Here is a 20529-nt window from a genome sequence, read left to right on the forward strand (position 1 = left end):
CCTGCTCGCCTGCTCGCCTGCTCGAAGGCCCCGTCCCACCCCGGCATGTCACCCTTGACCCATGCCCGAAGGCGACACGGTCTGGCAGGCGGCGAGGCGGCTGCACGACGCACTCGCCGGCGAGGTACTGACCCGTTCCGACCTCCGTGTGCCCAAGTACGCCACGGCCGACCTCACCGGCCGCACCGTCCTGGAGGTCACCCCGCGCGGCAAACATCTCCTCACCCGTGTCGAGGGCGGCCTGACCCTGCACTCGCATCTGCGGATGGACGGCGCCTGGAAGGTGTACGAGAACGGCCGTCGCTGGAGCGGCGGTCCGTCGCACCAGATCCGGGCGATCCTCGGCACGATGGACCGCACCGCCGTCGGTTACCGCCTCCCCGTACTCGAACTCCTGCGCACCAGCGACGAGCCCCGGGCCGTCGGCCATCTCGGCCCCGACCTCCTGGGCCCGGACTGGGACCCCGACCAGGCTCTCGCCAACCTCCTCGCGGACCCCGCCCGCCCCCTGGGCGAAGCCCTGCTCGACCAGCGCAACCTCGCCGGCATCGGCAACGTCTACAAGAGCGAGCTGTGCTTCCTCCTGGGTGCCACCCCCTGGCTCCCCATCGGCGGCCTGCCCGCCGACCGCACCGCGAAGCTGCCCGCTCTCGCGAAGAAACTCCTCGAAGCCAACCGGGACCGCCCGGTCCGCAGTACGACGGGCCGCCGCGGCCAGGACCTCTTCGTGTACGGCCGCGCACCCCGTCCCTGCCTGCGCTGCCAGACCCCGGTCCGCATCGCCAACCAGGGCGACGGCTCCCGCGAACGCCCCACCTACTGGTGCCCGACCTGCCAACTGGGCCCGGCCCCCACCCCCGGCACCGCCAGAGCACGCCGGAAGCCACTGCCGTACGGCTGACACCGCACACGCACCGCGAAACGGGGACCTCACACCGAGCCGCTCAGAACCGAACCGCGCACGACCAATTGACGATCCGTCAGAAACCCTCGTACCGTCCCAGCATGCCCGTACAGGCGTACGACCTCACCGGACGCACCGCATTCGTCACCGGGGCCGCCAGCGGCATCGGGCGCGCATCCGCCGTACTGCTCGCCGAGGCGGGCGCCCTGGTGCACTGTGCCGACCGGGACGCGCAGGGACTGCACGAGACGGCGACCCTGATCAAGGCCATGGGCGGCACGGCCCGTACCCACCACCTGGACGTCACCGACCGGGCCCAGGTCCGGCAGGCCGTGGCCGCGTGCGAGCGGCTGGACGTCATGGCGGCGGTCGCCGGGATCATGCACAGCAGCCCCGTACTGGAGACCCGCGACGAGGACCTCGACCGGGTCCTGGGCATCAACTTCAAGGGCGTGCTGTACGCCTGCCAGGAGGCGGCCCGCCTGATGATCTCCGGGAACACCAGGGGCAGCATCGTCACCATGGCCTCGGGCGCCGTCGACACCGGCAGCCCAGGCCTGCTCTGCTACGGCGTCGCGAAGGCGGCCGTCGTCCAGCTGACGAAGACGCTGGCCGCCGAGGTCGGCCGCCACGGCATCCGCGTCAACGCGGTCGCGCCGGGCTGGATCCGCACGCCGATGACCGACCGCCACGACGACGAGGCACAGGCGCACACCGAGGCGCTGATGTCCCGGATGGCCCCGCTGGGCCGGGTCGGCGAACCGGAGGAGGTCGCCCACGCGGTACTGCACCTGGCGTCCGACGCCTCGGCGTTCACGACGGGCCAGATCCTCCGCCCGAACGGCGGCGTGGCGATGCCCTGGTAGAGCCGGCACCGACACCCGCACCGGCCCGCCCCCGCGTTCCCCCCGTGACCCCCACGACCGGTGCCGACCGCGCCTTCGGCACACAGTGCACCGGCAGCAGACTCAGCCCCCACCCCCCGGCCGCGACCGCCCCCTCCAGCACCCCCGCACCGGGCGCCAGCGCGAGCCGCAGAACGGCCCACCACCACACGGCCCCAAGCCCCAGCAGCGCCCCCCAGCGAGCTGTCCGCACCGCCATGGCCCACCTCCAGCCCCACGCTAGAACGCCACGCTCACCCGCACACAGGGCGCATCACCGGCACAGAGGCGCACCGTTTTCCCAAAGACGGCCACCCGGGAAACCCGCACGCGCCCGCCTTCTCCCCACCATGACCGCCCCACGACCCACCGGCAAACGCACCCATGGCCGGACCCGCGAGAGCACGCAGGGAATGCGCGGGGCGTGCGCACAACGCGAAAGCCCCGACCGCACTCCTCCGGGTCTCCCCGGAGAAGCCCCGGCCGGGGCTTCTCACACACTCACCGCTCGTGCACCTCAGGCGGCGACGACATCCACCGCTTCGGCGGGCGCCTTGATGGTCACCCGTTCCGGTGGCACACCGGCCACCGATACGGAACCCAGCCTGGGGCGCACCGGCGTGGGTACAGGTTCGTTGGCCGCAGCAGACTGGGCCAGCTCGGCGAGAGCGAGATCGTCGCTCACTTCCCGCATGAGCTCGGACATCCGTACGTCCAGCGCGTCGCAGATCGCGGACAGCAGTTCGGAGGATGCCTCCTTCTGCCCCCGCTCCACCTCGGAGAGATAGCCGAGTGAGACTCGGGCGGACGAGGAGACTTCGCGCAGAGTACGGCCCTGGCGCTGGCGCTGCCGACGCAGCACGTCACCCAACAGGCGACGGAGCAGAATCATCGGTGGCTCCCTCCTCGGACCGTGTAGCCGCATCCTTCACGCCCCACCGTACCGCCTTGCGCCGCGGCCGTGCGGGGAGCGATGTCGTGTTCACTCAGGGCTGCAAACATCAGGTCCCCCCGTTCTGTTCCGTATCCTGTGCCCGCTCGTTTCCGGTCTGTTCGCCCGCGATCTCCCCCAGGAGGAGTGCGAGTACGCTCCGTACACTCTCCTTACGAATTTCCGCCCGGGAGCCGTTCAACCGCAGCGACGTCACTTTTCCGCCACCTTCGAAACCGGAATCCGCTGCGCGAGGGCCGGCCACGGCTACGAAAACCGTGCCGACGGGCTGCCCGTCCTGCGGTTCCGGGCCGGCGACACCGGTCGTCGCGATCCCCCAGTCGGCGCCGAGAATCCTGCGGACGCCGACCGCCATCTGGGCCGCGACCTGCGGATCCACCGCTCCTCGGGTGGCCAGCAGGGCTGCGTCGACACCCAGCACCTGGTGCTTCAGCTCGGTCGCGTACGCCGTCACCGCGCCCCGGAACGCCTTGGAGGCCCCGGGCACCGAGGTGATCTCCGCCGCCACCAGACCACCCGTGAGGGACTCCGCGACAGCGAGCGTCTCACCCCTCACTGTCAGTAGTTCCACCACGTCGGCGGCCACGGAACTCACCGTTCCGCCTCCCTGGACGCGGCCTCGCGGTCGGCGATTCCCTGGTTGCGCAGCACAATGGCCTGTCTTACATAGTCGAGCCCGGTCACCACGGTCAGCACCACCGCCGCGGCCATCACCCAGAACCTCAAGCTGGCCAGCGGTCCCGTCAGCGCCAGCACGTACATCCCGACGGCCACGCCCTGCGTGAGCGTCTTGACCTTGCCGCCGCGGCTCGCGGGGATCACCCCGTAGCGGATCACGACAAAACGCAGCAGCGTGATCCCGAGCTCACGCCCAAGGATCACACCGGTCACCCACCAGGGCAGATCACCGAGCGCGGAGAGACAGATCAGCGCCGACCCCATGATCGCCTTGTCGGCGATGGGATCGGCGATCTTCCCGAAGTCGGTGACGAGGTCGTACGTACGCGCCAGATGGCCGTCGAAGATGTCGGTGATCATGGCCACGGCGAAGGCCGCCCAGGCGAACGAGCGCCATGCCGGGTCGTACCCACCGTCGGCCAGCATCAGGGCCACGAAGCCCGGCACAAGCAGCAGGCGGATCATCGTAAGAATGTTCGCGATGTTCCAGAGGCTGGCCTGATTGACGGCCGCGGCGCTCAACTTCCCGCCACGCACCGCCTTCCCGCCCTCCTGATCACCAGAATCCAAGGAGTCGGCAAGGGGCTCGGACACCCCGGAGCCCACCGCGGCGCCGAAGGCAACCGGGGCGACCGAGGGGCCGGCGGCCCCGGTGGCACCCATCACGTCCGGCACACTCACCGCACCCGGCACGCTCTTCGCGTTCCGCGCGCCGGAGGAGCCGCCCGCTGCGGATGCCGGGACTCCGGTCATCTGGCCGCCTCCTCTGAATGCGAACACGCGAGCGAGTCAACCGAGCCCGGGAGCAGCTCGGCCAGCAGGTCGACACCTTCCGTACCGACCACTTTCGCCTCGACCATACGACCGACACTCAGCTCCTCGCCGCCCGTGACGCCCGCGAAGTCCTCGAAGTTGGTGAACAGCACCTGCCCGTCGGTCTCCGGCGCCTGGTGCGCGCCACGGCCGTACGCGCCCTCCTCGCCGCCGACCGACTCGACCAGGACGTGCACCGTCTCGCCGACGCGCTCCTCCGCGCGCTGCGAGACCAGTTCCTCGGCCAGCCGCGACACCCGGGCGAGCCGCGCCTCGACCACGTCCTCGTCGAGCTTGTTCTCGTACGTCGCCGCTTCCGTGCCGTCCTCGTCGGAGTACCCGAAGACACCGATGGCGTCCAGACGCGCGTGGGTCAGGAACCGCTCCAGCTCCGCCAGGTCGGCCTCGGTCTCACCGGGGAAGCCCACGATGAAGTTGGACCGCACGCCGGCCTGCGGCGCCTTGCTCCGAATGGTGTCGAGCAGTTCCAGGAAGCGGTCCGTGTCACCGAAGCGCCGCATCGCGCGCAGCACGTCGGGCGCGGAGTGCTGGAAGGACAGGTCGAAGTAGGGCGCGACCTTCGGGGTCGAGGTCAGTACGTCGATGAGCCCCGGGCGCATCTCTGCGGGCTGGAGATAGCTCACGCGCACCCGCTCGACGCCGTCGACGTCCGCGAGCTCGGGCAGCAGCGACTCCAGCAGCCGGATGTCGCCCAGGTCCTTGCCGTACGAGGTGTTGTTCTCGGAGACGAGCATGACCTCCTTGACGCCCTGCTCGGCGAGCCACCTGGTCTCGTTCAGCACGTCGCTCGGGCGGCGTGAGATGAAGGAGCCGCGGAAGGACGGGATGGCGCAGAAGGTGCAGCGCCGGTCGCAGCCGGAGGCGAGCTTCACCGACGCGACGGGCGCGCCGTCGAGCCGCCTGCGCAGCGGCGCACGGGGGCCGGAGACGGGAGCGACACCTTCGGGAAGATCGGCAGGCGCCTCGGCCGGTTCCACCGGCCCGGCGACCGGGTCGGTGTCGGTGTCCGTGTCCGTGGCGGCACCGTGCCCCGGAAGTGCGACCCCCGCACCCGCGCCCTGCCGCTCCGCCGGGCTGATCGGCAGCAGCTTGCGCCGGTCGCGCGGGGTGTGCGAGGCGTGGATACCGCCGTTCAGGATGGTCCGGAGGCGGTCCGAGATGTCGGCGTAGTCGTCGAAGCCGAGTACGCCGTCCGCCTCGGGGAGCGCCTCGGCGAGTTCCTTGCCGTACCGCTCGGCCATGCAGCCCACCGCCACGACGGCCTGGGTTCTGCCGTGCCCCTTGAGGTCGTTGGCCTCCAGAAGGGCGTCGACGGAGTCCTTCTTGGCGGCCTCGACGAAGCCACAGGTGTTGACGACGGCGACGTCCGCGTCCTCGGCGTCCTCCACGAGTTGCCAGCCGTCCGCCTCCAAGCGGCCTGCGAGCTCCTCCGAGTCCACCTCGTTACGGGCGCAGCCAAGGGTGACAAGTGCGACGGTACGGCGTTCAGGCATGGACTCAAGACTACTTCGTCCCACTGACACCCCACGTCGACGGGGCTGGCCCCGTGCTGGGCCAGCCCCGTACCTGTCCATCGGCCCCAGAAGGGGAGTGCCGCCTATCCGACCTCGGGGTCGCCCTTCGTGTACGTGAGCCGCTCCACGGCGCCCGGCTGGAACTCGTCCTCGATCTTCTTGCCGTTCACGTAGAGCTGGATGGCGCCCGCGTCGCCCAGGACGAGGTTGATCTCCTCGTTGTCCTGGAAGGTCTGGGACTGGCCCTGCTTGAGCAGCCCGTCGAAGAGCAGGCGGCCGTTGTGGTCCTTGGCGGAGATCCAGCTGCGCCCGTCCGGGGCGCTCACCTGGACGGTCACCTTGTCGCGCGGCGCCGCCGCGATCGCGCTGTCCGACGGGTCCGGCTTCGGGTCGACGGGCTTGTCCTTCTTGGGTGTGGCCGAGACCGAGGCGCCGGCCGTGGGCGTGGAGCCCTCGGCGACCTGCGCCTGTGCGCCCTCGTCACCGCCCTTGACCAGCGTGAAGCCGACGAAGCCGATCACGGCGACGATCGCGGCGACCATCGCCGCGGTCCAGTTGGGTCCACGCCGCTCGGGACGGATGCGTTCCGCCTCGAACATGGGCGCGGCGGGGGTCGGCGCCGGACGCCCGCCGCGGGCGTCGGCGAACTGCGAGAGCAGCGGTTCGGGGTCGAGGTGGACGGCACGGGCGATGGTCCGGATGTGCCCGCGCGCGTAGACGTCTCCGCCGCAGGGGGCGAAGTCGTCCTGTTCGATCGCGTGCACGATGGCGATCCGGACCCGGGTGGCGGAACTGACGTCGTCGACGGTCAGCCCGGCCGCGATGCGCGCCTGCTGGAGGGCACGACCGATCGAAGGGCGGGCTGCTTCCTCCCGATCGTCGCGGTCATCTTCGAACGGACGCTCGTCTTGTGGAGAGTTGCCGATGGACACGGGGGCGCCTTTCGAGCGTTTAGCCACCTGTGCTGGAGGTTCAGTTTAGGGGGGTTCGGAAAGAGTGGGGCAACCGGGCGGACGGACTTTGTACGCCATCGGAATGGCCAGGACACGCCGATGGCCAGGTCATGGAGAGGCAAGGATCCGTCGCCTCCCTCAACTTGACGTACGCCGAAGGGAAACGGTTGCTCAATGATCCCTTACGAGTGAGTCACGATCGACCACCCGGTTGCCGCACACACGGACACCCGCACACCGGACGACTCCCTAGGAGTCAGCCTGCCCACGAATCACCGCGAGCATCTCGTCCAGCCCGTCAGCCTTCACAAGAACGTCACGCGCCTTGGATCCCTCGCTCGGTCCGACGATCCCCCGCGTCTCCATGAGGTCCATCAGTCGTCCCGCCTTGGCGAACCCGACCCGCAGCTTGCGCTGGAGCATCGACGTGGACCCGAACTGGCTGCTGACGACAAGTTCGGCTGCCGCGCACAGCAGTTCGAGATCGTCGCCGATCTCCTCGTCGACCTCCTTCTTCTGCTTGGTGCCCACGGTGACGTCGTCCCGGAAGACCGGTGCCATCTGGTCCTTGCAGTGCTGGACGATCACCGCGACCTCGTCCTCGGTCACGAAGGCACCCTGCATACGGGTGGGCTTGTTGGCGCCCATCGGCAGGAACAGTCCGTCGCCCTTGCCGATCAGCTTCTCGGCGCCGGGCTGGTCGAGGATGACCCGTGAGTCGGCCAGCGAGGAGGTGGCGAAGGCGAGCCTCGACGGCACGTTGGCCTTGATCAACCCGGTCACCACGTCGACGGACGGCCGCTGGGTGGCGAGGACCAGGTGGATGCCGGCCGCGCGCGCGAGCTGCGTGATGCGCACGATGGCGTCCTCGACGTCCCTTGGGGCCACCATCATCAGGTCGGCGAGCTCGTCGACGATCACCAGCAGATACGGGTATGGATGAAGCTCGCGCTCACTGCCCTCGGGCAGCTTGACCTTGCCGTTCCTGATGGCCTCGTTGAAGTCGTCGATGTGCCGGTATCCGAACGCGGCCAGATCGTCGTACCGCAGATCCATTTCCCGTACGACCCACTGGAGCGCCTCCGCGGCGCGCTTCGGGTTGGTGATGATCGGCGTGATCAGGTGCGGGATGCCCTCGTACGCGGTCAGCTCGACGCGCTTGGGGTCGACGAGGACCATGCGGACGTCCTCCGGGGTCGCCCGGACCATGACCGACGTGATCAGACAGTTGATACAGGACGATTTGCCCGATCCGGTCGCACCCGCGACGAGCAGGTGCGGCATCTTCGCGAGGTTGGCCATCACATAGCCGCCCTCGACGTCCTTGCCGAGCGCGACCAGCATCGGGTGGTCGTCCTCCGCCGCGTCGGCCAGCCGGAGCACGTCCCCCAGGTTGACCATCTCGCGGTCGGTGTTGGGGATCTCGATGCCGACCGCCGACTTGCCGGGGATCGGGCTGATGATCCGTACGTCGGGGCTGGCGACGGCGTACGCGATGTTCTTGGTGAGGGCGGTGATCCGCTCGACCTTCACCGCGGGGCCGAGCTCCACCTCGTACCGGGTGACCGTCGGACCGCGGGTGAAGCCGGTGACCGCGGCGTCGACCTTGAACTCCATGAAGACGTTCGTGAGGGAGGCCACCACCACGTCGTTCGCCGCGCTGCGGGTCTTGCCGGGGCCGCCGCGCTCCAGCAGGTCGAGCGACGGCAGCGCGTATGTGATGTCCCCGGAGAGCTGGAGCTGCTCGGCGCGCGGCGGCAGGTCGCGCATCTGCTCCGGGGGCGTTTTCGTGAGGTCGGGGACCCCCGTCCTGACCGGTTCCGCCGTGAGCTTCTCCTGCTTGGGGCGGGCCCCCGGGACAGGAGTGCGCGTCGGGGCCGTCTCCTCGCGGTCGCCGGCCGCGGTCACCCCCTGGGTGAGGTCGGCGACGATCGGCGAGGGCGGCATGCCGTGCAGGACGGCCCCGTCGAGCGCGGCAGCGGCGGCCGCGGCGACGTCCACGGCGTCCATCGGCCGCCCGGGGTCGGGCTGGCGCACCGCGGAGCGCCGGGGGCGGCTCCGGCGCTTGGAGAGCGCCTCCTGCTCGGCTCCGTCCGGGTCGTACTCCTCGGGGGCGGACCCGCGCCTGCGGGCGCGCCCGGGCAGCGACTCGCGCCACTGGTCGTCGTACCGCTCGTCGTCCTCGGAGAGCCCGTCCTCCTCGGGGTCGCGGAGGATGCCGAGCCGGATCCCGAGCTGCCGCAGCCGCTGCGGAATCGCGTTGACCGGCGTCGCGGTGACGACGAGCAGCCCGAAGACGGTCAGCAGTACCAGCAGCGGTACGGCGAGGACATCGCCCATCGTGTACGTCAGCGGGGTCGCCGCGCCCCAGCCGATGAGCCCGCCGGCGTCCCTTATGGCCTGCATGCCGTCACTGCGCGCGGGGGCGCCGCACGCGATGTGGACCTGCCCGAGCACGCCGATGACGAGCGCCGACAGACCGATGACGATCCGGCCGTTGGCCTCGGGCTTCTCGGGATGCCTGATGAACCGTACGGCGATGACCGCGAGCAGTATCGGCACGAGCAGGTCGAGGCGGCCGAACGCGCCGGTGACCAGCATCTCGACGAGGTCACCGACGGGTCCGCGCAGGTTGGACCAGGTGCCCGCGGCGACGATCAGCGCGAGGGCGAGCAACAGCAGTGCCACGCCGTCCTTCCGGTGTGCCGGGTCGAGGTTCTTCGCGCCCTGCCCTATGCCGCGGAACACGGCGCCGACGGCGTGCGCGATGCCGAGCCACAGGGCGCGGACGAGACGGTAGACACCCCCGGTGGGGCTGGGTGCCGGCGGGGGCGGGACCTTCTTCGCCGCCGCTCTCCTGGCGGGCGCCTTCTTCGCGGGGGCTTTTTTCGCCGCGGCCTTCCTCACCGGAGCCTTCCCGGGCACGGCTGCCTTCTTCGCGGGCGGCTTCTTGGCTGCGGAAGGACGTGAGGCCATGTGTGTGAGGTTACCGGGAGAGGCCGACGGACACGTGTGCCTACTGCTTCACCCGTTCGTGTCGCCCTTGCGTGAGCACGAAACTGACGCGTGCTCACGCGCGACTACGCTCGATGTACGGGTGGGTTCGGTGCGCGAAGTGGCGGCCGGTACGCGGGTCAGTTCGGCGACGGCACCGTCGGTGCCCCGCTGCCGGTACCCGGTTCGAGCGCGTCCAGTGCCCGGCGCAGGCCGGTCAGTTTGCGTTCGAGATGGGCTGCCGTGGCCACCGCCGCCGCATCCGCCGACTCGTCGTCGAGCTGTTTGGACAGCGCCTCCGCCTGCTCCTCGACGGCCGCGAGCCGTGCGGACAGTTCGGCGAGCAGCCCCGCCGGCTCCTTGGCCGCACCGACCGACGCCTTGCCGCCACCGCCTTCCAGCTGCAGCCGCAACAGGGCCGCCTGCTCCCGGAGTTGGCAGTTCTTCATGTAGAGCTCGACGAACACCGAGACCTTCGCCCGCAGCACCCACGGGTCGAACGGCTTGGAGATGTAGTCCACCGCGCCCGCCGCGTATCCCCGGAAGGTGTGATGCGGACCGTGGTTGATCGCGGTGAGGAAGATGATCGGGATGTCCCGGGTCCGCTCCCGCCGCTTGATGTGAGCGGCCGTCTCGAAGCCGTCCATTCCCGGCATCTGGACGTCCAGCAGAATGACCGCGAAGTCGTCCGTCAGAAGTGCCTTGAGCGCTTCCTCCCCGGACGATGCCCGCACCAGTGTCTGATCCAACGCAGAGAGGATGGCCTCCAGCGCCAGCAGATTCTCCGGCCGGTCATCGACCAGGAGGATCTTGGCCTTCTGCACCATGGCCCGCCCTCCTCGCCCCGGCTTGGGGCCTCCCCTGTCCTCAGGACTTGGGGCAGCACCACCCGGCGCCGCCCCAGGGGACGGCTTCCTTGCGCCGCCCGTCCTCGTGCCGGTCATGGTAGCCGCACCCTGCCCGTCGCCACACCCTGTCACCGCGATGTCACTGTGCACGTAGCAGAAACGTAGCGGGAGACCAGAAGGTTCCCCGAATCCCGTACTTCTACACGGCATTGCCCACACTGAGTCAGCAACTCCGCGTGAACACCGGGTGTTCCCGTCCGCGTGACGGAAACACCCAGCTCAACCGTCACTCCTCGCGCATCCACTGCTCCATCACCGACAGCAGGTGATCGGGGTCGACGGGCTTGGTCACATAGTCCGAGGCACCCGACTCGATCGCCTTCTCCCGGTCGCCCTTCATCGCCTTGGCGGTCAGCGCGATGATCGGGAGCCCGGCGAACTGCGGCATCCTGCGGATCGCCGTCGTCGTCGCGTACCCGTCCATCTCCGGCATCATGATGTCCATCAGTACGACTGTCACATCGTCATGCTGTTCCAGGACTTCGATGCCCTCCCGGCCGTTCTCGGCATACAGCACCGACAGCCCGTGCTGCTCCAGGACGCTCGTCAGCGCGAACACGTTGCGGATGTCGTCGTCGACGATCAGCACCTTCTCGCCGTCGAACATGATGCTGCGGCGCGGTTGCTGCGGCGCCTCCTGTTCCCCCGCCGCCCAATGGCCGTTGGCCCTGGAGGACGCGTTCAGTTCGGTCACCGACACGGCCCTGCGGCGCCGCCTGAAGAGCGCGGCGGGCCCGTTCTGCGCCTCGTGGTACGACTTCACCTCGGCCGGCGTCTCGATGCCCGCCCCGGCCAGCCCGGCCTCGGAGGCCAGCAGCTCGCCGACCTCCAGGGAGGGCGCCAGCTGCGCGTAGCCCTGCGGGGGCAGTTCGCTCGGGTGCAGCGGCAAATACAACGTGAACGTCGAACCACGGCCCGGCTCGCTCTGCGCGTGGATCTCACCGCCGAGCAGCCGAGCGATCTCCCGCGAGATGGACAGCCCCAGACCCGTACCGCCGTACTTACGGCTGGTCGTTCCGTCCGCCTGCTTGAACGCCTCGAAGATCACCCGCATCTTGCTGGCCGCGATACCGATGCCCGTGTCGGTCACCGAGAACGCGATCATGTCGGCGTCCGCGTCCCGCAGCGACCCCGCCTCCAGCAGCTGCTCCCGGATGGCCACCGGGACCTCCGCACCGGCCGGCCGGATGACCAGCTCGACCGCTCCCGTGTCGGTGAACTTCACCGCGTTGGACAGCAGGTTGCGCAGCACCTGGAGCAGCCGCTGCTCGTCGGTGTGCAGCGTGGCGGGCAGTTCCGGCGAGACCCGTACGGAGAAGTCGAGGCGCTTCTCCGCGGTCAGCGGACGGAAGGTCGCCTCCACGTAGTCGACGAGCTGCACGAGCGCGATACGCGTCGGGGAGACGTCCATCTTGCCCGCCTCGACCTTCGACAGATCGAGGATGTCGTTGATCAGCTGGAGCAGGTCCGAACCCGCCCCGTGGATCGTCTCGGCGAACTCGACCTGCTTCGGGGTGAGGTTGGTGTCCGCGTTGTCGGCGAGCAGCTTGGCCAGGATCAGCAGCGAGTTGAGCGGCGTACGCAGCTCGTGCGACATGTTGGCGAGGAACTCGCTCTTGTAGCGCATCGACACGGCGAGTTGCTCGGCGCGCTCCTCCAGGACCTGCCGCGCCTCCTCGATCTCCGTGTTCTTGACCTCGATGTCACGGTTCTGCTGGGCCAGCAGCTCGGCCTTCTCCTCCAGCTCCGCGTTGGACGACTGAAGCGCCTTCTGCCGGTTCTCCAGCTCGGCCGAGCGCTCCCTCAACTGCTCGGTCAGCTCCTGCGACTGCTTCAGCAGCACCTCCGTCTTGGTGTTGACGGAGATGGTGTTGACGCTGGTCGCGATCATCTCGGCGATCTGGTTGAGGAAGTCCTTCTGGATCTGGGTGAACGGCGTGAACGACGCCAGTTCGATGACACCGAGGACCTTGCCCTCGAACAGCAGCGGCAGCACGATCACCTGCGCGGGCGGCGCTTCGCCAAGCCCGGAGGAGATCTTCAGATAACCGCTCGGCGCGTTCTCCACGAGGATCGTGCGCTTCTCCTCGGCCGCGGTCCCGACCAGCGCCTCACCGGGCCGGAACGAGGTCGGCATGGAGCCCATGGAGTAGCCGTACGAGCCGAGCATGCGCAGTTCGTACGCGTTGTCCGGGGCGCTTCCCGGATCCTTGCCGTCGACCATCCGCATGGCCAGGAAGAACGCGCCGTGCTGGGCGGTGACGACCGGCGTCAGCTCGCTCATGATCAGTGAGGCCACGTCGTCGAGGTCCCGGCGGCCCTGCATCAGGGCGGAGATGCGGGCGAGGTTGCCCTTGAGCCAGTCCTGTTCCTTGTTGGCGATCGTGGTGTCGCGCAGGTTGGCGATCATCTTGTTGATGTAGTCCTGAAGTTCCTGGATCTCACCGGAGGCGTCCACGTCGATCTTCAGGTTGAGGTCGCCGCGGGTCACCGCGGTCGCCACGCGCGCGATGGCACGCACCTGCCGGGTCAGGTTCCCGGCCATCTCGTTCACCGACTCGGTGAGGTCGCGCCAGGTGCCGTCGACGTCCCGCACGCGCGCCTGGCCACCGAGCTGGCCCTCCGTACCCACCTCCCGGGCGACTCGGGTGACCTCCTCTGCGAAGGACGACAGCTGGTCGACCATGGTGTTGATCGTCGTCTTGAGTTCGAGGATCTCGCCGCGGGCGTCGATGTCGATCTTCTTCGTCAGGTCACCCTTGGCGATGGCCGTCGTCACCATCGCGATGTTGCGCACCTGGCCGGTCAGGTTGGACGCCATCCCGTTCACCGACTCGGTGAGGTCCTTCCAGGTACCGGCCACCCCCGGCACCCGCGCCTGGCCGCCCAGGATGCCGTCCGTACCCACCTCACGGGCCACCTTGGTGACCTGGTCGGCGAACGAACTCAGCGTCTTCACCATGGTGTTGAAGGTGTCGGCGAGCTGCGCGACCTCACCGCGCGCCTCGATGGTCACCGTCCGCGTCAGATCGCCGTTGGCGACGGCCGCCGCGACCTGGGAGATGTTCCGCACCTGGACGGTCAGGTTGTTGGCCATCAGGTTGACGTTGTCGGTGAGGTCCTTCCAGATGCCCGTGACACCCGACGCGTGGGCCTGACCACCGAGGATTCCCTCCGTGCCCACCTCGCGGGCCACCCGGGTCACCTGCTCGGCGAACGACGACAGCTGGTCGACCATCGTGTTGACGGTCGTGACGAGTTCGAGAATCTCGCCCTTCGCGTCAACAGTGATCTTCTTCGACAGGTCGCCCTTGGCGACGGCGGTCGTGACCTCGGCGATGTTGCGCACCTGGATGGTCAGGTTGTTCGCCATGAAGTTCACGGACTGCGTGAGGTCCTTCCAGGTGCCGGAGACACCCTGCACCTCGGCCTGACCGCCGAGCATGCCCTCCGTACCCACCTCACGGGCCACCCGTGTGACCTCCTGGGCGAACGACGACAGCTGGTCGACCATCGTGTTCAGGGTGTTCTTCAGCTCAAGGATCTCCCCGCGCGCGTCCACGGTGATCTTCTGGGACAGGTCACCGCGGGCCACCGCGGTCGCCACCTGGGCGATGTTCCGCACCTGGGCGGTGAGGTTGCCTGCCATACCGTTCACGGAGTCGGTGAGGTCTCGCCACACACCCGCGACCCCGGGCACCTGCGCCTGCCCGCCGAGCCGGCCCTCGGTACCCACGTCACGGGCGACCCGGGTCACCTGGTCGGCGAAGGCCGAGAGCTGGTCGACCATGGTGTTGATCGTGTTCTTCAGCTCGAGGATCTCGCCGCGAGCGTCGACGTCGATCTTCTGGGACAGGTCGCCGTTGGCCACCGCGGTCGTCACCTGGGCGATGTTCCGCACCTGGGAGGTCAGGTTGCCGGCCATGAAGTTGACGGAGTCGGTGAGTTCCTTCCACGTCCCGGACACGCCGTCCACCCGCGCCTGACCGCCGAGGCGGCCCTCCGTGCCCACGTCACGGGCCATCCGCGTCACCTGGTCGGCGAAGCTCGACAGCTGGTCCACCATCGTGTTCACGGTGTTCTTCAGCTGGAGCATCTCGCCGGAGACATCGACGGTGACCTTCTGGGACAGGTCACCGTTGGCCACGGCGGTCGTCACCTGGGCGATGTTCCTCACCTGTCCGGTGAGATTCCGGAACGCCGTGTTGACGGAGTCCGTCAGGTCCTTCCACGTACCCGCCGCACCCGGCACCTGGGCCTGGCCGCCCAGCTCACCCTCGACACCGACCTCGCGCGCGACCCGCGTGACCTCGGCACCGAACGCGGACAGCTGGTCGACCATCCCGTTGACGGTGTTCTTCAGCTCCAGCATCTCGCCGGCGACCTCGACGCTGACCTTCTGCGACAGATCACCGCTGGCCACCGCGGTCGTCACGGCGGCGATGTCCCGCACCTGGGTGGTGAGATTCCGGAAGACCGTGTTGACGGAGTCCGTCAGGTCCTTCCACGTACCCGCCGCACCCGGCACGTTCGCCTGCCCGCCGAGCCGTCCCTCGCCACCGACCTCGTTGGCGACCCGGGTGACCTCGTCGGCAAAGGTCCGCAGCGTCTCGGTCATCTGGTTGATCGTCTCGGCGAGCTGCGCGACCTCACCGCGCGCCGAAACCGTCACCTTCTGGGACAGGTCGCCGTTGGCGACCGCGGTCGTCACCTGCGCGATCCCGCGCACCTGGGCCGTCAGGTTGCCGGCCATAAGATTCACCGAATCGGTGAGGTCTTTCCACACACCGTCCACACCCGGCACCTGCGCCTGGCCGCCGAGCTCACCCTCCGTACCCACCTCGCGCGCGACTCGCGTCACCTCGGAGGAGAAGGACGACAGCTGGTCGACCATCGTGTTGACGGTGTTCTTCAGCTCAAGCATCTCGCCGGCCACGTGAACCGTGACCTTCCGCGACAAGTCACCCTTCGCGACCGCCGTCGTCACCAGCGCGATGTCCCGCACCTGCGCCGTCAGCCGGTACGCCATGGTGTTGACCGAGTCCGTGAGATCCCGCCACGAACCGGACATCCCGCGCACCTGGGCCTGACCGCCCAGCTTGCCCTCCGTACCGACCTCGCTGGCCACCCGCGTGACCTCGTCGGTGAATGTCGACAACTGGTCGACAAGGTTGTTGACCGTGCGCCCGACCTTGAGGAACTCCCCGCGCAGCGGATGTCCACTGCCGTCCGCGGCAGGCGCCCGCAGCTCCATCCGGGGCGACAGATCGCCCTCCGCGACCGCGCTCAGCACCCGGCCGACCTCGGAGACCGGACGTACGAGATCGTCGACGAGCGCGTTCGAGGCGTCGATCGCCACGGCCCACGAGCCCTCGCTGGCACCCGATTCCAGCCGCTCGGTCAGCTTCCCCTCGCGCCCCACCATGCGCCGCACACGCGACAATTCACCCGTCAAGTGGAGATTACGGTCGGCCACCTCGTTGAAGACCGCCGAGATCTCCGACATGACGCCGTCGCCGGACACCGTGAGGCGTTTCCGGAAGTTCCCGTCGCGCATCGACTCCAGGGCCGACAGCAGCCGGTCCAGAGAAGCCGTGTCCACCTCGGTCGTTCCGTTGCGTGGTTTACGACGGTTACTCAGGGGTTGTCCGCCTTTCGCGCGCGTTTTAGTGCCCCGCGTCGCTGCGCCAGACTCCACTGTGTCCCTCCCGCAGGGGTCGACCGTTACTGCTCTGCGTGCTGTGCCGCCATCACTCGGGCGTACCCGGATACTGCCAGCCGTGCCTAGACCTTCTCCTGGAGCCTGCCCAGTGTTTCACCCTGTCCGAACCCGGCCATAACAGTTCGGCAGCTTCGCACACCGTCCGCACACTCTGGGGACGTAAACACTGCAGACCTGCATCCGCATGGACCGCGAAGGTAAGTAACCTGGCATACGGCTGTCCAGCCACACCGGTCCGTCCGGTCTGGGCGGTGGCACGACCACGAGCGGGCAGGCATCGGAGGGGCACCGCACCATGACCACCGGACTGCATCCCGGGGAGACACCCCAGGATCCCCGGCCGACGGGGAACCAGATCCTGCCCCGGCAGGAACGGGTCGGCCCCGGCACCCTGCATGCCGACAACCGGACGAGGAGTTCTGTGATCACCGCGCGCGCGGCCGCCACCTTCGACCCCGTCGGACGATCGGTGGCGACCGCCCGTTCCTTCGTCCGCGACACCCTGCAGGGCTGGGGCTTCGCGGACATCGTCGACGACGCCGTGGTCCTCACCAGCGAACTGGTGACCAACGCGGTGATCCACGCGGGCACCTCCGCGGACGTCCTGTGTCTACGCAGCGACGACGGCGTCCGCATCGAGGTGGCCGACCGCTACCCGGAGCGCGAGATCCCCCTCCAGGGGTCGCCCGTCAACATGGGCAGCCCCGACCGGGAGGGAGGCCGCGGCCTTCAACTGTGCGCGGCGCTGGCCGGCCGCTGGGGCGTCGAGTACACGCCCACGCAGAAGCAGGTCTGGTTCCAGCTCGATGTCCCGGAACGCGCGGTGGGCACCCGTTCCGCGGGCCCGTCCCTGCCCGCCGCCCTCCTCCCGCTGGCGGACGGCCGGGTCCGCGTAGCGGTCATCCAGATCGACCGCACCGGATCCATCGCGGCTTGGAACGAGGACGCCGACGAACTCTTCGGCTACGCGCCGGAGTCGGTCATCGGCAAACCCCTCACCGACCTCGCCGCCTGGCCGCACACCCCCGGCACCAGCACCGGCATCGTCGAGGCCCTCCAACTCTCCCGCTGGGAAGGCAGTTACGGCATAAGGGGCGCCAACGGCCGCGTCACCCCGGTGTACGCCTCCCACCTCCGCGTCCGCGACACGGACGGCGAGCCCTCGACGGTCTGCCTCCTGGTACGCGACCACGAACGGGCGGTCCTGCAGACCCCGTTGCGCGGCGGCTCGTCCGACACGACGTCGAGCTCCGAGGGCCCGAACACCGACCCCTTCGAGGTGTTCATCGGTTCCCCGGCCCCGGACGACCTCGACGGTCTGCTCCAGCGCACGGTGGAGCGCGCCCGCGACATGCTCGACGCGGACGCCGCCTTCCTGCTCCTGGCCACCGACGACGAGACGGAGCTGGAGGTCCGGGCCTCGACGGGTCTCCCCTCCGCACGCCAGCGCTTCGCCCGCGTCCCGGTCGAGGCGGGCCCCGGCCGCTACGGCTCGGCCCGTATGCCGGCCGTCCACGACGACCTCTCGGCCGTCCCCGGCGCCGTCCCCCTTCTGAACGGCACGGACATGCGCTCGGTCGTCACCGTCCCCCTGAAGGTGGAAGGCCGCCTCACCGGCTCCCTGGGCGTCGCCGCCGAGTCCCCCGGCCGCTTCACGAACGAAGAGGCCCTGCGCCTCCAGTTCGCCGCCGACCGCATCGCGTTGGCGGTGGAATCGGCCCGCCTCGGCGAACTGGAACGCCTGCGCCGGGGTTCCCTCAGCTTCCTGGTGGAGGCCTCCGACCTTCTCGCCGGAACACTCGACCGCGACCAGACCCTCGCGCTCATGGCCCAGATGACGGTCCCGACCCTGGCGACCTGGTGCGCGGTCTACACGATCGCCGACCAGGTCTCGGAGCCGTACCTCTCGTACGTCCTGCACGAGGACGAGGACCGCATCGACGGCCTCAAGGCCCTGCTGTCGAAGGTCTCCCCGCCAGACCCGGTCCCCACCCCGGGCGCCCGCGTCTGGTCGGCCCCCGCGGCGGCGGCTCATCAGGCGGCCCTGCGTACGTCCATGCGCAGCCTGGGCCTGAACGCGCCCACCTCGGTCGGCTCGGGCATCGGTACGACTCTCGCCACGGCGGCGGCTGTCGGCGGCGAGACGGTCGTCCTCCCCCTGGTCGCCCGCAACCGCGTGATCGGCATGCTCACCCTCGGCAAGCCGACGGACGAGCACTTCCGCCAGGAAATCCTGGAACTGGCCGAGGACCTGAGCCGCCGGGCCGCCCTGGCCCTGGACAACGCCCGCCTCTACTCGGAACGCACGGCCATCAGCCAGTCCCTCCAACGCAGCCTCCTGCCCCCGGAGTTGCCGGAGATCGACGGCGTGGAGGTGGAGGTCATCTACCGCGCGGCCGGCGAGGGCAACGAGGTCGGCGGCGATTTCTACGACCTCTTCCCCATCCGCGACGGCGCCTACGGCTTCGCCATCGGCGACGTCTGCGGTACGGGCCCGGAGGCCGCGGCGGTGACGGGCCTGGCCCGCCATGCCCTACGCCTGCTGGCGAGGGAGGGCTTCGGCGGCCCGGCGGTCCTGGAGCGCCTCAACTCGGCGATCCTCGACGAGGGCGCCCGCAGCCGCTTCCTGACCCTCCTGTACGGCGAGTTGTGGCCCCAGGAGGACGGCAGCGCCGTACTGAAGGTGGTCTGCGCCGGCCACCCCCTCCCGCTCCGTCTGCGCCAGGACGGCACGGTGGAAGCGGCAGCGGAGCCCCAGCCTCTCCTGGGCGTCCTGGAGGACCTGGAGCTGTACGAGCAGACGATCACCCTCGATCCCGGAGACGTCCTCCTCTGTGTCACGGACGGCGTCACAGAGCGCCGTGAGGGCACTCGTATGCTGGGCGACGACGGCCTGACGGACGTCCTGCGGACGTGTACGGGCCTGACGGCCGGCGCGGTGGCGGCCCGCATCATGCGCGCCGTGGAACGCTTCGCCTCCGACCCCGCGTCCGACGACATGGCGATCCTGGCGATGCGCGTCCCGGGCCTCCAGAAGGACTGACGCACTGACGACAGGCACGAAAAAAGGCCCCGCCCAATTGGGCGGGGCCTTCTGCATGGAGCCCCCCAACGGAATCGAACCGTTGACCTTCTCCTTACCATGGAGACGCTCTACCGACTGAGCTAGGGGGGCCAGTTACCGTTCGAGGTTTCCCTCGCGGCAACGAAAGAGATCATACCCCGAACAGACCCGTGCTCCCAACTACTCCCGCGCGATCAGAACGCGGGCTGCAACAGCCCCCCGAGCGAGTTGCACGCGGACACGATCCGCTGCATGTCCCGCTTGGTCAACGAGGCGTCCACCGGCAGCGCCAGCGTCTCGTCGACAGCCAGCTCGGTCTCGGGCAGCGACACACAGCACCGGAACGCGGGCAGGCGATGCACGGGCGCCTTCACCGGCACCCGGCAGTCAACTCCCCTGGCCCGCAGGGCCCTAGCGAAGGCATCCCGGTCGGGCCGCCCATTGCCGGGCACCCGCACGACGTACTGCTGGTAGGTGTGACCGTCCCCGTCGTCGGGCGTCCGCACACCCCTCAACTTCAGGTCGAGAAACGCCGCGCGCTGCCGCCGCTGCGCGATCTCGTCGTACGGCGCCTCGGACTCCCCGTGCTGCAACACCAGAAGCCCGCGCCGCTGCCCGACCTCGATCAACCTCCCCATGTCGGCCGGCCGCCCGAAGCGGTGTACGACAACGACGGCCGCCGTCCGAGGAGTTATCGCCGCCTCGACACCTGACACGTCCAGGCAGTAGGTCACCGGATCTATGTCGGCGAACACCGGCAGCGCACCGGCCAGGATCACAGCCTCGGCCACTTCCACGTTCCCGAAGGCCGGCACGACGACCTCGTCACCGACTCCGACGCCGGCGGCCCTGAGCATTGCAGCAGTACTCATGCTCTGGATGTTGGGCGCGAGACGTGAACGCCAAGTAACGGACAACAAAAAAGGGTTGGACCCCGAACCGAAGTTCAGGATCCAACCCTTTCAATATTTGTTCGGCGGTGTCCTACTCTCCCACAGGGTCCCCCCTGCAGTACCATCGGCGCTGTGAGGCTTAGCTTCCGGGTTCGGAATGTAACCGGGCGTTTCCCTCACGCTATGACCACCGAAACACGGTGAAACACATATCAACCGCACCACCCCC

General features: G+C 69.1%; 12 protein-coding genes, 1 tRNA gene and 1 rRNA gene. 3 read left to right on the forward strand and 11 right to left on the reverse strand.

Annotated features, from left to right (window positions below; all coding sequences use genetic code 11):
* The first annotated feature begins 61 nt into the window (after positions 1–61).
* A complete protein-coding gene (locus tag ACW4TU_RS11170; RefSeq protein WP_457427124.1) occupies positions 62–901 on the forward strand; it encodes an Fpg/Nei family DNA glycosylase in 840 nt (279 codons plus the stop codon).
* A gap of 104 nt (positions 902–1005) precedes the next feature.
* On the forward strand, positions 1006–1770 hold the full coding sequence (locus tag ACW4TU_RS11175) for an SDR family NAD(P)-dependent oxidoreductase (protein WP_457427126.1): 765 nt from the start codon (positions 1006–1008) through the stop codon (positions 1768–1770).
* A gap of 535 nt (positions 1771–2305) precedes the next feature.
* Here the strand turns inward: ACW4TU_RS11175 and ACW4TU_RS11180 are convergent.
* The 8 genes from ACW4TU_RS11180 to ACW4TU_RS11215 all read right to left on the reverse strand — a co-directional run bounded on the left by ACW4TU_RS11180 (position 2306) and on the right by ACW4TU_RS11215 (position 16319).
* On the reverse strand, positions 2306–2680 hold the full coding sequence (locus ACW4TU_RS11180; RefSeq protein WP_164318274.1) for a helix-turn-helix domain-containing protein: 375 nt from the start codon (positions 2678–2680) through the stop codon (positions 2306–2308).
* A gap of 109 nt (positions 2681–2789) precedes the next feature.
* On the reverse strand, positions 2790–3335 hold the full coding sequence (locus ACW4TU_RS11185; protein ID WP_457427128.1) for a CinA family protein: 546 nt from the start codon (positions 3333–3335) through the stop codon (positions 2790–2792).
* Positions 3332–4171 carry a CDP-diacylglycerol--glycerol-3-phosphate 3-phosphatidyltransferase gene (gene pgsA / locus ACW4TU_RS11190; protein WP_457427130.1) on the reverse strand — a complete coding sequence of 280 codons (840 nt, stop codon included), beginning with the start codon at positions 4169–4171 and terminating at the stop codon, positions 3332–3334. Before pgsA ends, ACW4TU_RS11185 begins: the two co-directional genes overlap by 4 nt.
* Entirely contained in the window at positions 4168–5745 is a 1578-nt protein-coding gene (gene rimO, locus ACW4TU_RS11195; RefSeq protein ID WP_457427132.1) for a 30S ribosomal protein S12 methylthiotransferase RimO, read from the reverse strand. The genes pgsA and rimO overlap by 4 nt, the downstream gene beginning before the upstream one ends.
* Positions 5746–5849: 104 nt before the next feature.
* The gene (locus ACW4TU_RS11200) at positions 5850–6698 is read right to left on the reverse strand and encodes a helix-turn-helix domain-containing protein (protein WP_457427134.1); all 849 of its coding nucleotides are present in this window, start codon (positions 6696–6698) and stop codon (positions 5850–5852) included.
* A gap of 270 nt (positions 6699–6968) precedes the next feature.
* Positions 6969–9695, reverse strand: a complete 2727-nt coding sequence (locus ACW4TU_RS11205) for a DNA translocase FtsK (protein ID WP_457427136.1) — start codon at positions 9693–9695, stop codon at positions 6969–6971.
* Between the two features lie 158 nt (positions 9696–9853).
* Positions 9854–10540, reverse strand: coding sequence for a response regulator (locus ACW4TU_RS11210; protein ID WP_457427138.1), 687 nt, complete (start codon positions 10538–10540; stop codon positions 9854–9856).
* A gap of 307 nt (positions 10541–10847) precedes the next feature.
* The gene (locus ACW4TU_RS11215; RefSeq protein WP_457427140.1) at positions 10848–16319 is read right to left on the reverse strand and encodes a HAMP domain-containing protein; all 5472 of its coding nucleotides are present in this window, start codon (positions 16317–16319) and stop codon (positions 10848–10850) included.
* Positions 16320–16638: 319 nt separating this feature from the next.
* Between ACW4TU_RS11215 and ACW4TU_RS11220 the strand changes: the two genes are divergently transcribed.
* Positions 16639–19386, forward strand: coding sequence for a SpoIIE family protein phosphatase (locus tag ACW4TU_RS11220; protein ID WP_457427142.1), 2748 nt, complete (start codon positions 16639–16641; stop codon positions 19384–19386).
* 56 nt (positions 19387–19442) lie between these two features.
* On the opposite strand, the gene ACW4TU_RS11225 is transcribed toward ACW4TU_RS11220, so the two are convergent.
* The 3 genes from ACW4TU_RS11225 to rrf all read right to left on the reverse strand — a co-directional run bounded on the left by ACW4TU_RS11225 (position 19443) and on the right by rrf (position 20495).
* Positions 19443–19518: transfer RNA gene (locus ACW4TU_RS11225), tRNA-Thr, on the reverse strand.
* 83 nt (positions 19519–19601) lie between these two features.
* On the reverse strand, positions 19602–20264 hold the full coding sequence (locus ACW4TU_RS11230; protein ID WP_457430033.1) for a DegT/DnrJ/EryC1/StrS family aminotransferase: 663 nt from the start codon (positions 20262–20264) through the stop codon (positions 19602–19604).
* A gap of 114 nt (positions 20265–20378) precedes the next feature.
* Positions 20379–20495: ribosomal RNA gene (gene rrf, locus ACW4TU_RS11235) — 5S ribosomal RNA — on the reverse strand.
* Between the last annotated feature and the right edge of the window lie 34 nt (positions 20496–20529).

This window comes from Streptomyces kryoterrae (assembly GCF_054072135.1).

Coding starts and splice junctions, on each gene's coding strand:
- ACW4TU_RS11170 (WP_457427124.1), top strand. CDS start 62: ATGCCCGAAGGCGACACGGTCTGGCAGGCGGCGAGGCGGCTGCACGAC.
- ACW4TU_RS11175 (WP_457427126.1), top strand. CDS start 1,006: ATGCCCGTACAGGCGTACGACCTCACCGGACGCACCGCATTCGTCACC.
- ACW4TU_RS11180 (WP_164318274.1), bottom strand. CDS start 2,680: ATGATTCTGCTCCGTCGCCTGTTGGGTGACGTGCTGCGTCGGCAGCGC.
- pgsA (WP_457427130.1), bottom strand. CDS start 4,171: ATGACCGGAGTCCCGGCATCCGCAGCGGGCGGCTCCTCCGGCGCGCGG.
- rimO (WP_457427132.1), bottom strand. CDS start 5,745: ATGCCTGAACGCCGTACCGTCGCACTTGTCACCCTTGGCTGCGCCCGT.
- ACW4TU_RS11205 (WP_457427136.1), bottom strand. CDS start 9,695: ATGGCCTCACGTCCTTCCGCAGCCAAGAAGCCGCCCGCGAAGAAGGCA.
- ACW4TU_RS11210 (WP_457427138.1), bottom strand. CDS start 10,540: ATGGTGCAGAAGGCCAAGATCCTCCTGGTCGATGACCGGCCGGAGAAT.
- ACW4TU_RS11220 (WP_457427142.1), top strand. CDS start 16,639: ATGACCACCGGACTGCATCCCGGGGAGACACCCCAGGATCCCCGGCCG.
- ACW4TU_RS11230 (WP_457430033.1), bottom strand. CDS start 20,264: ATGCTCAGGGCCGCCGGCGTCGGAGTCGGTGACGAGGTCGTCGTGCCG.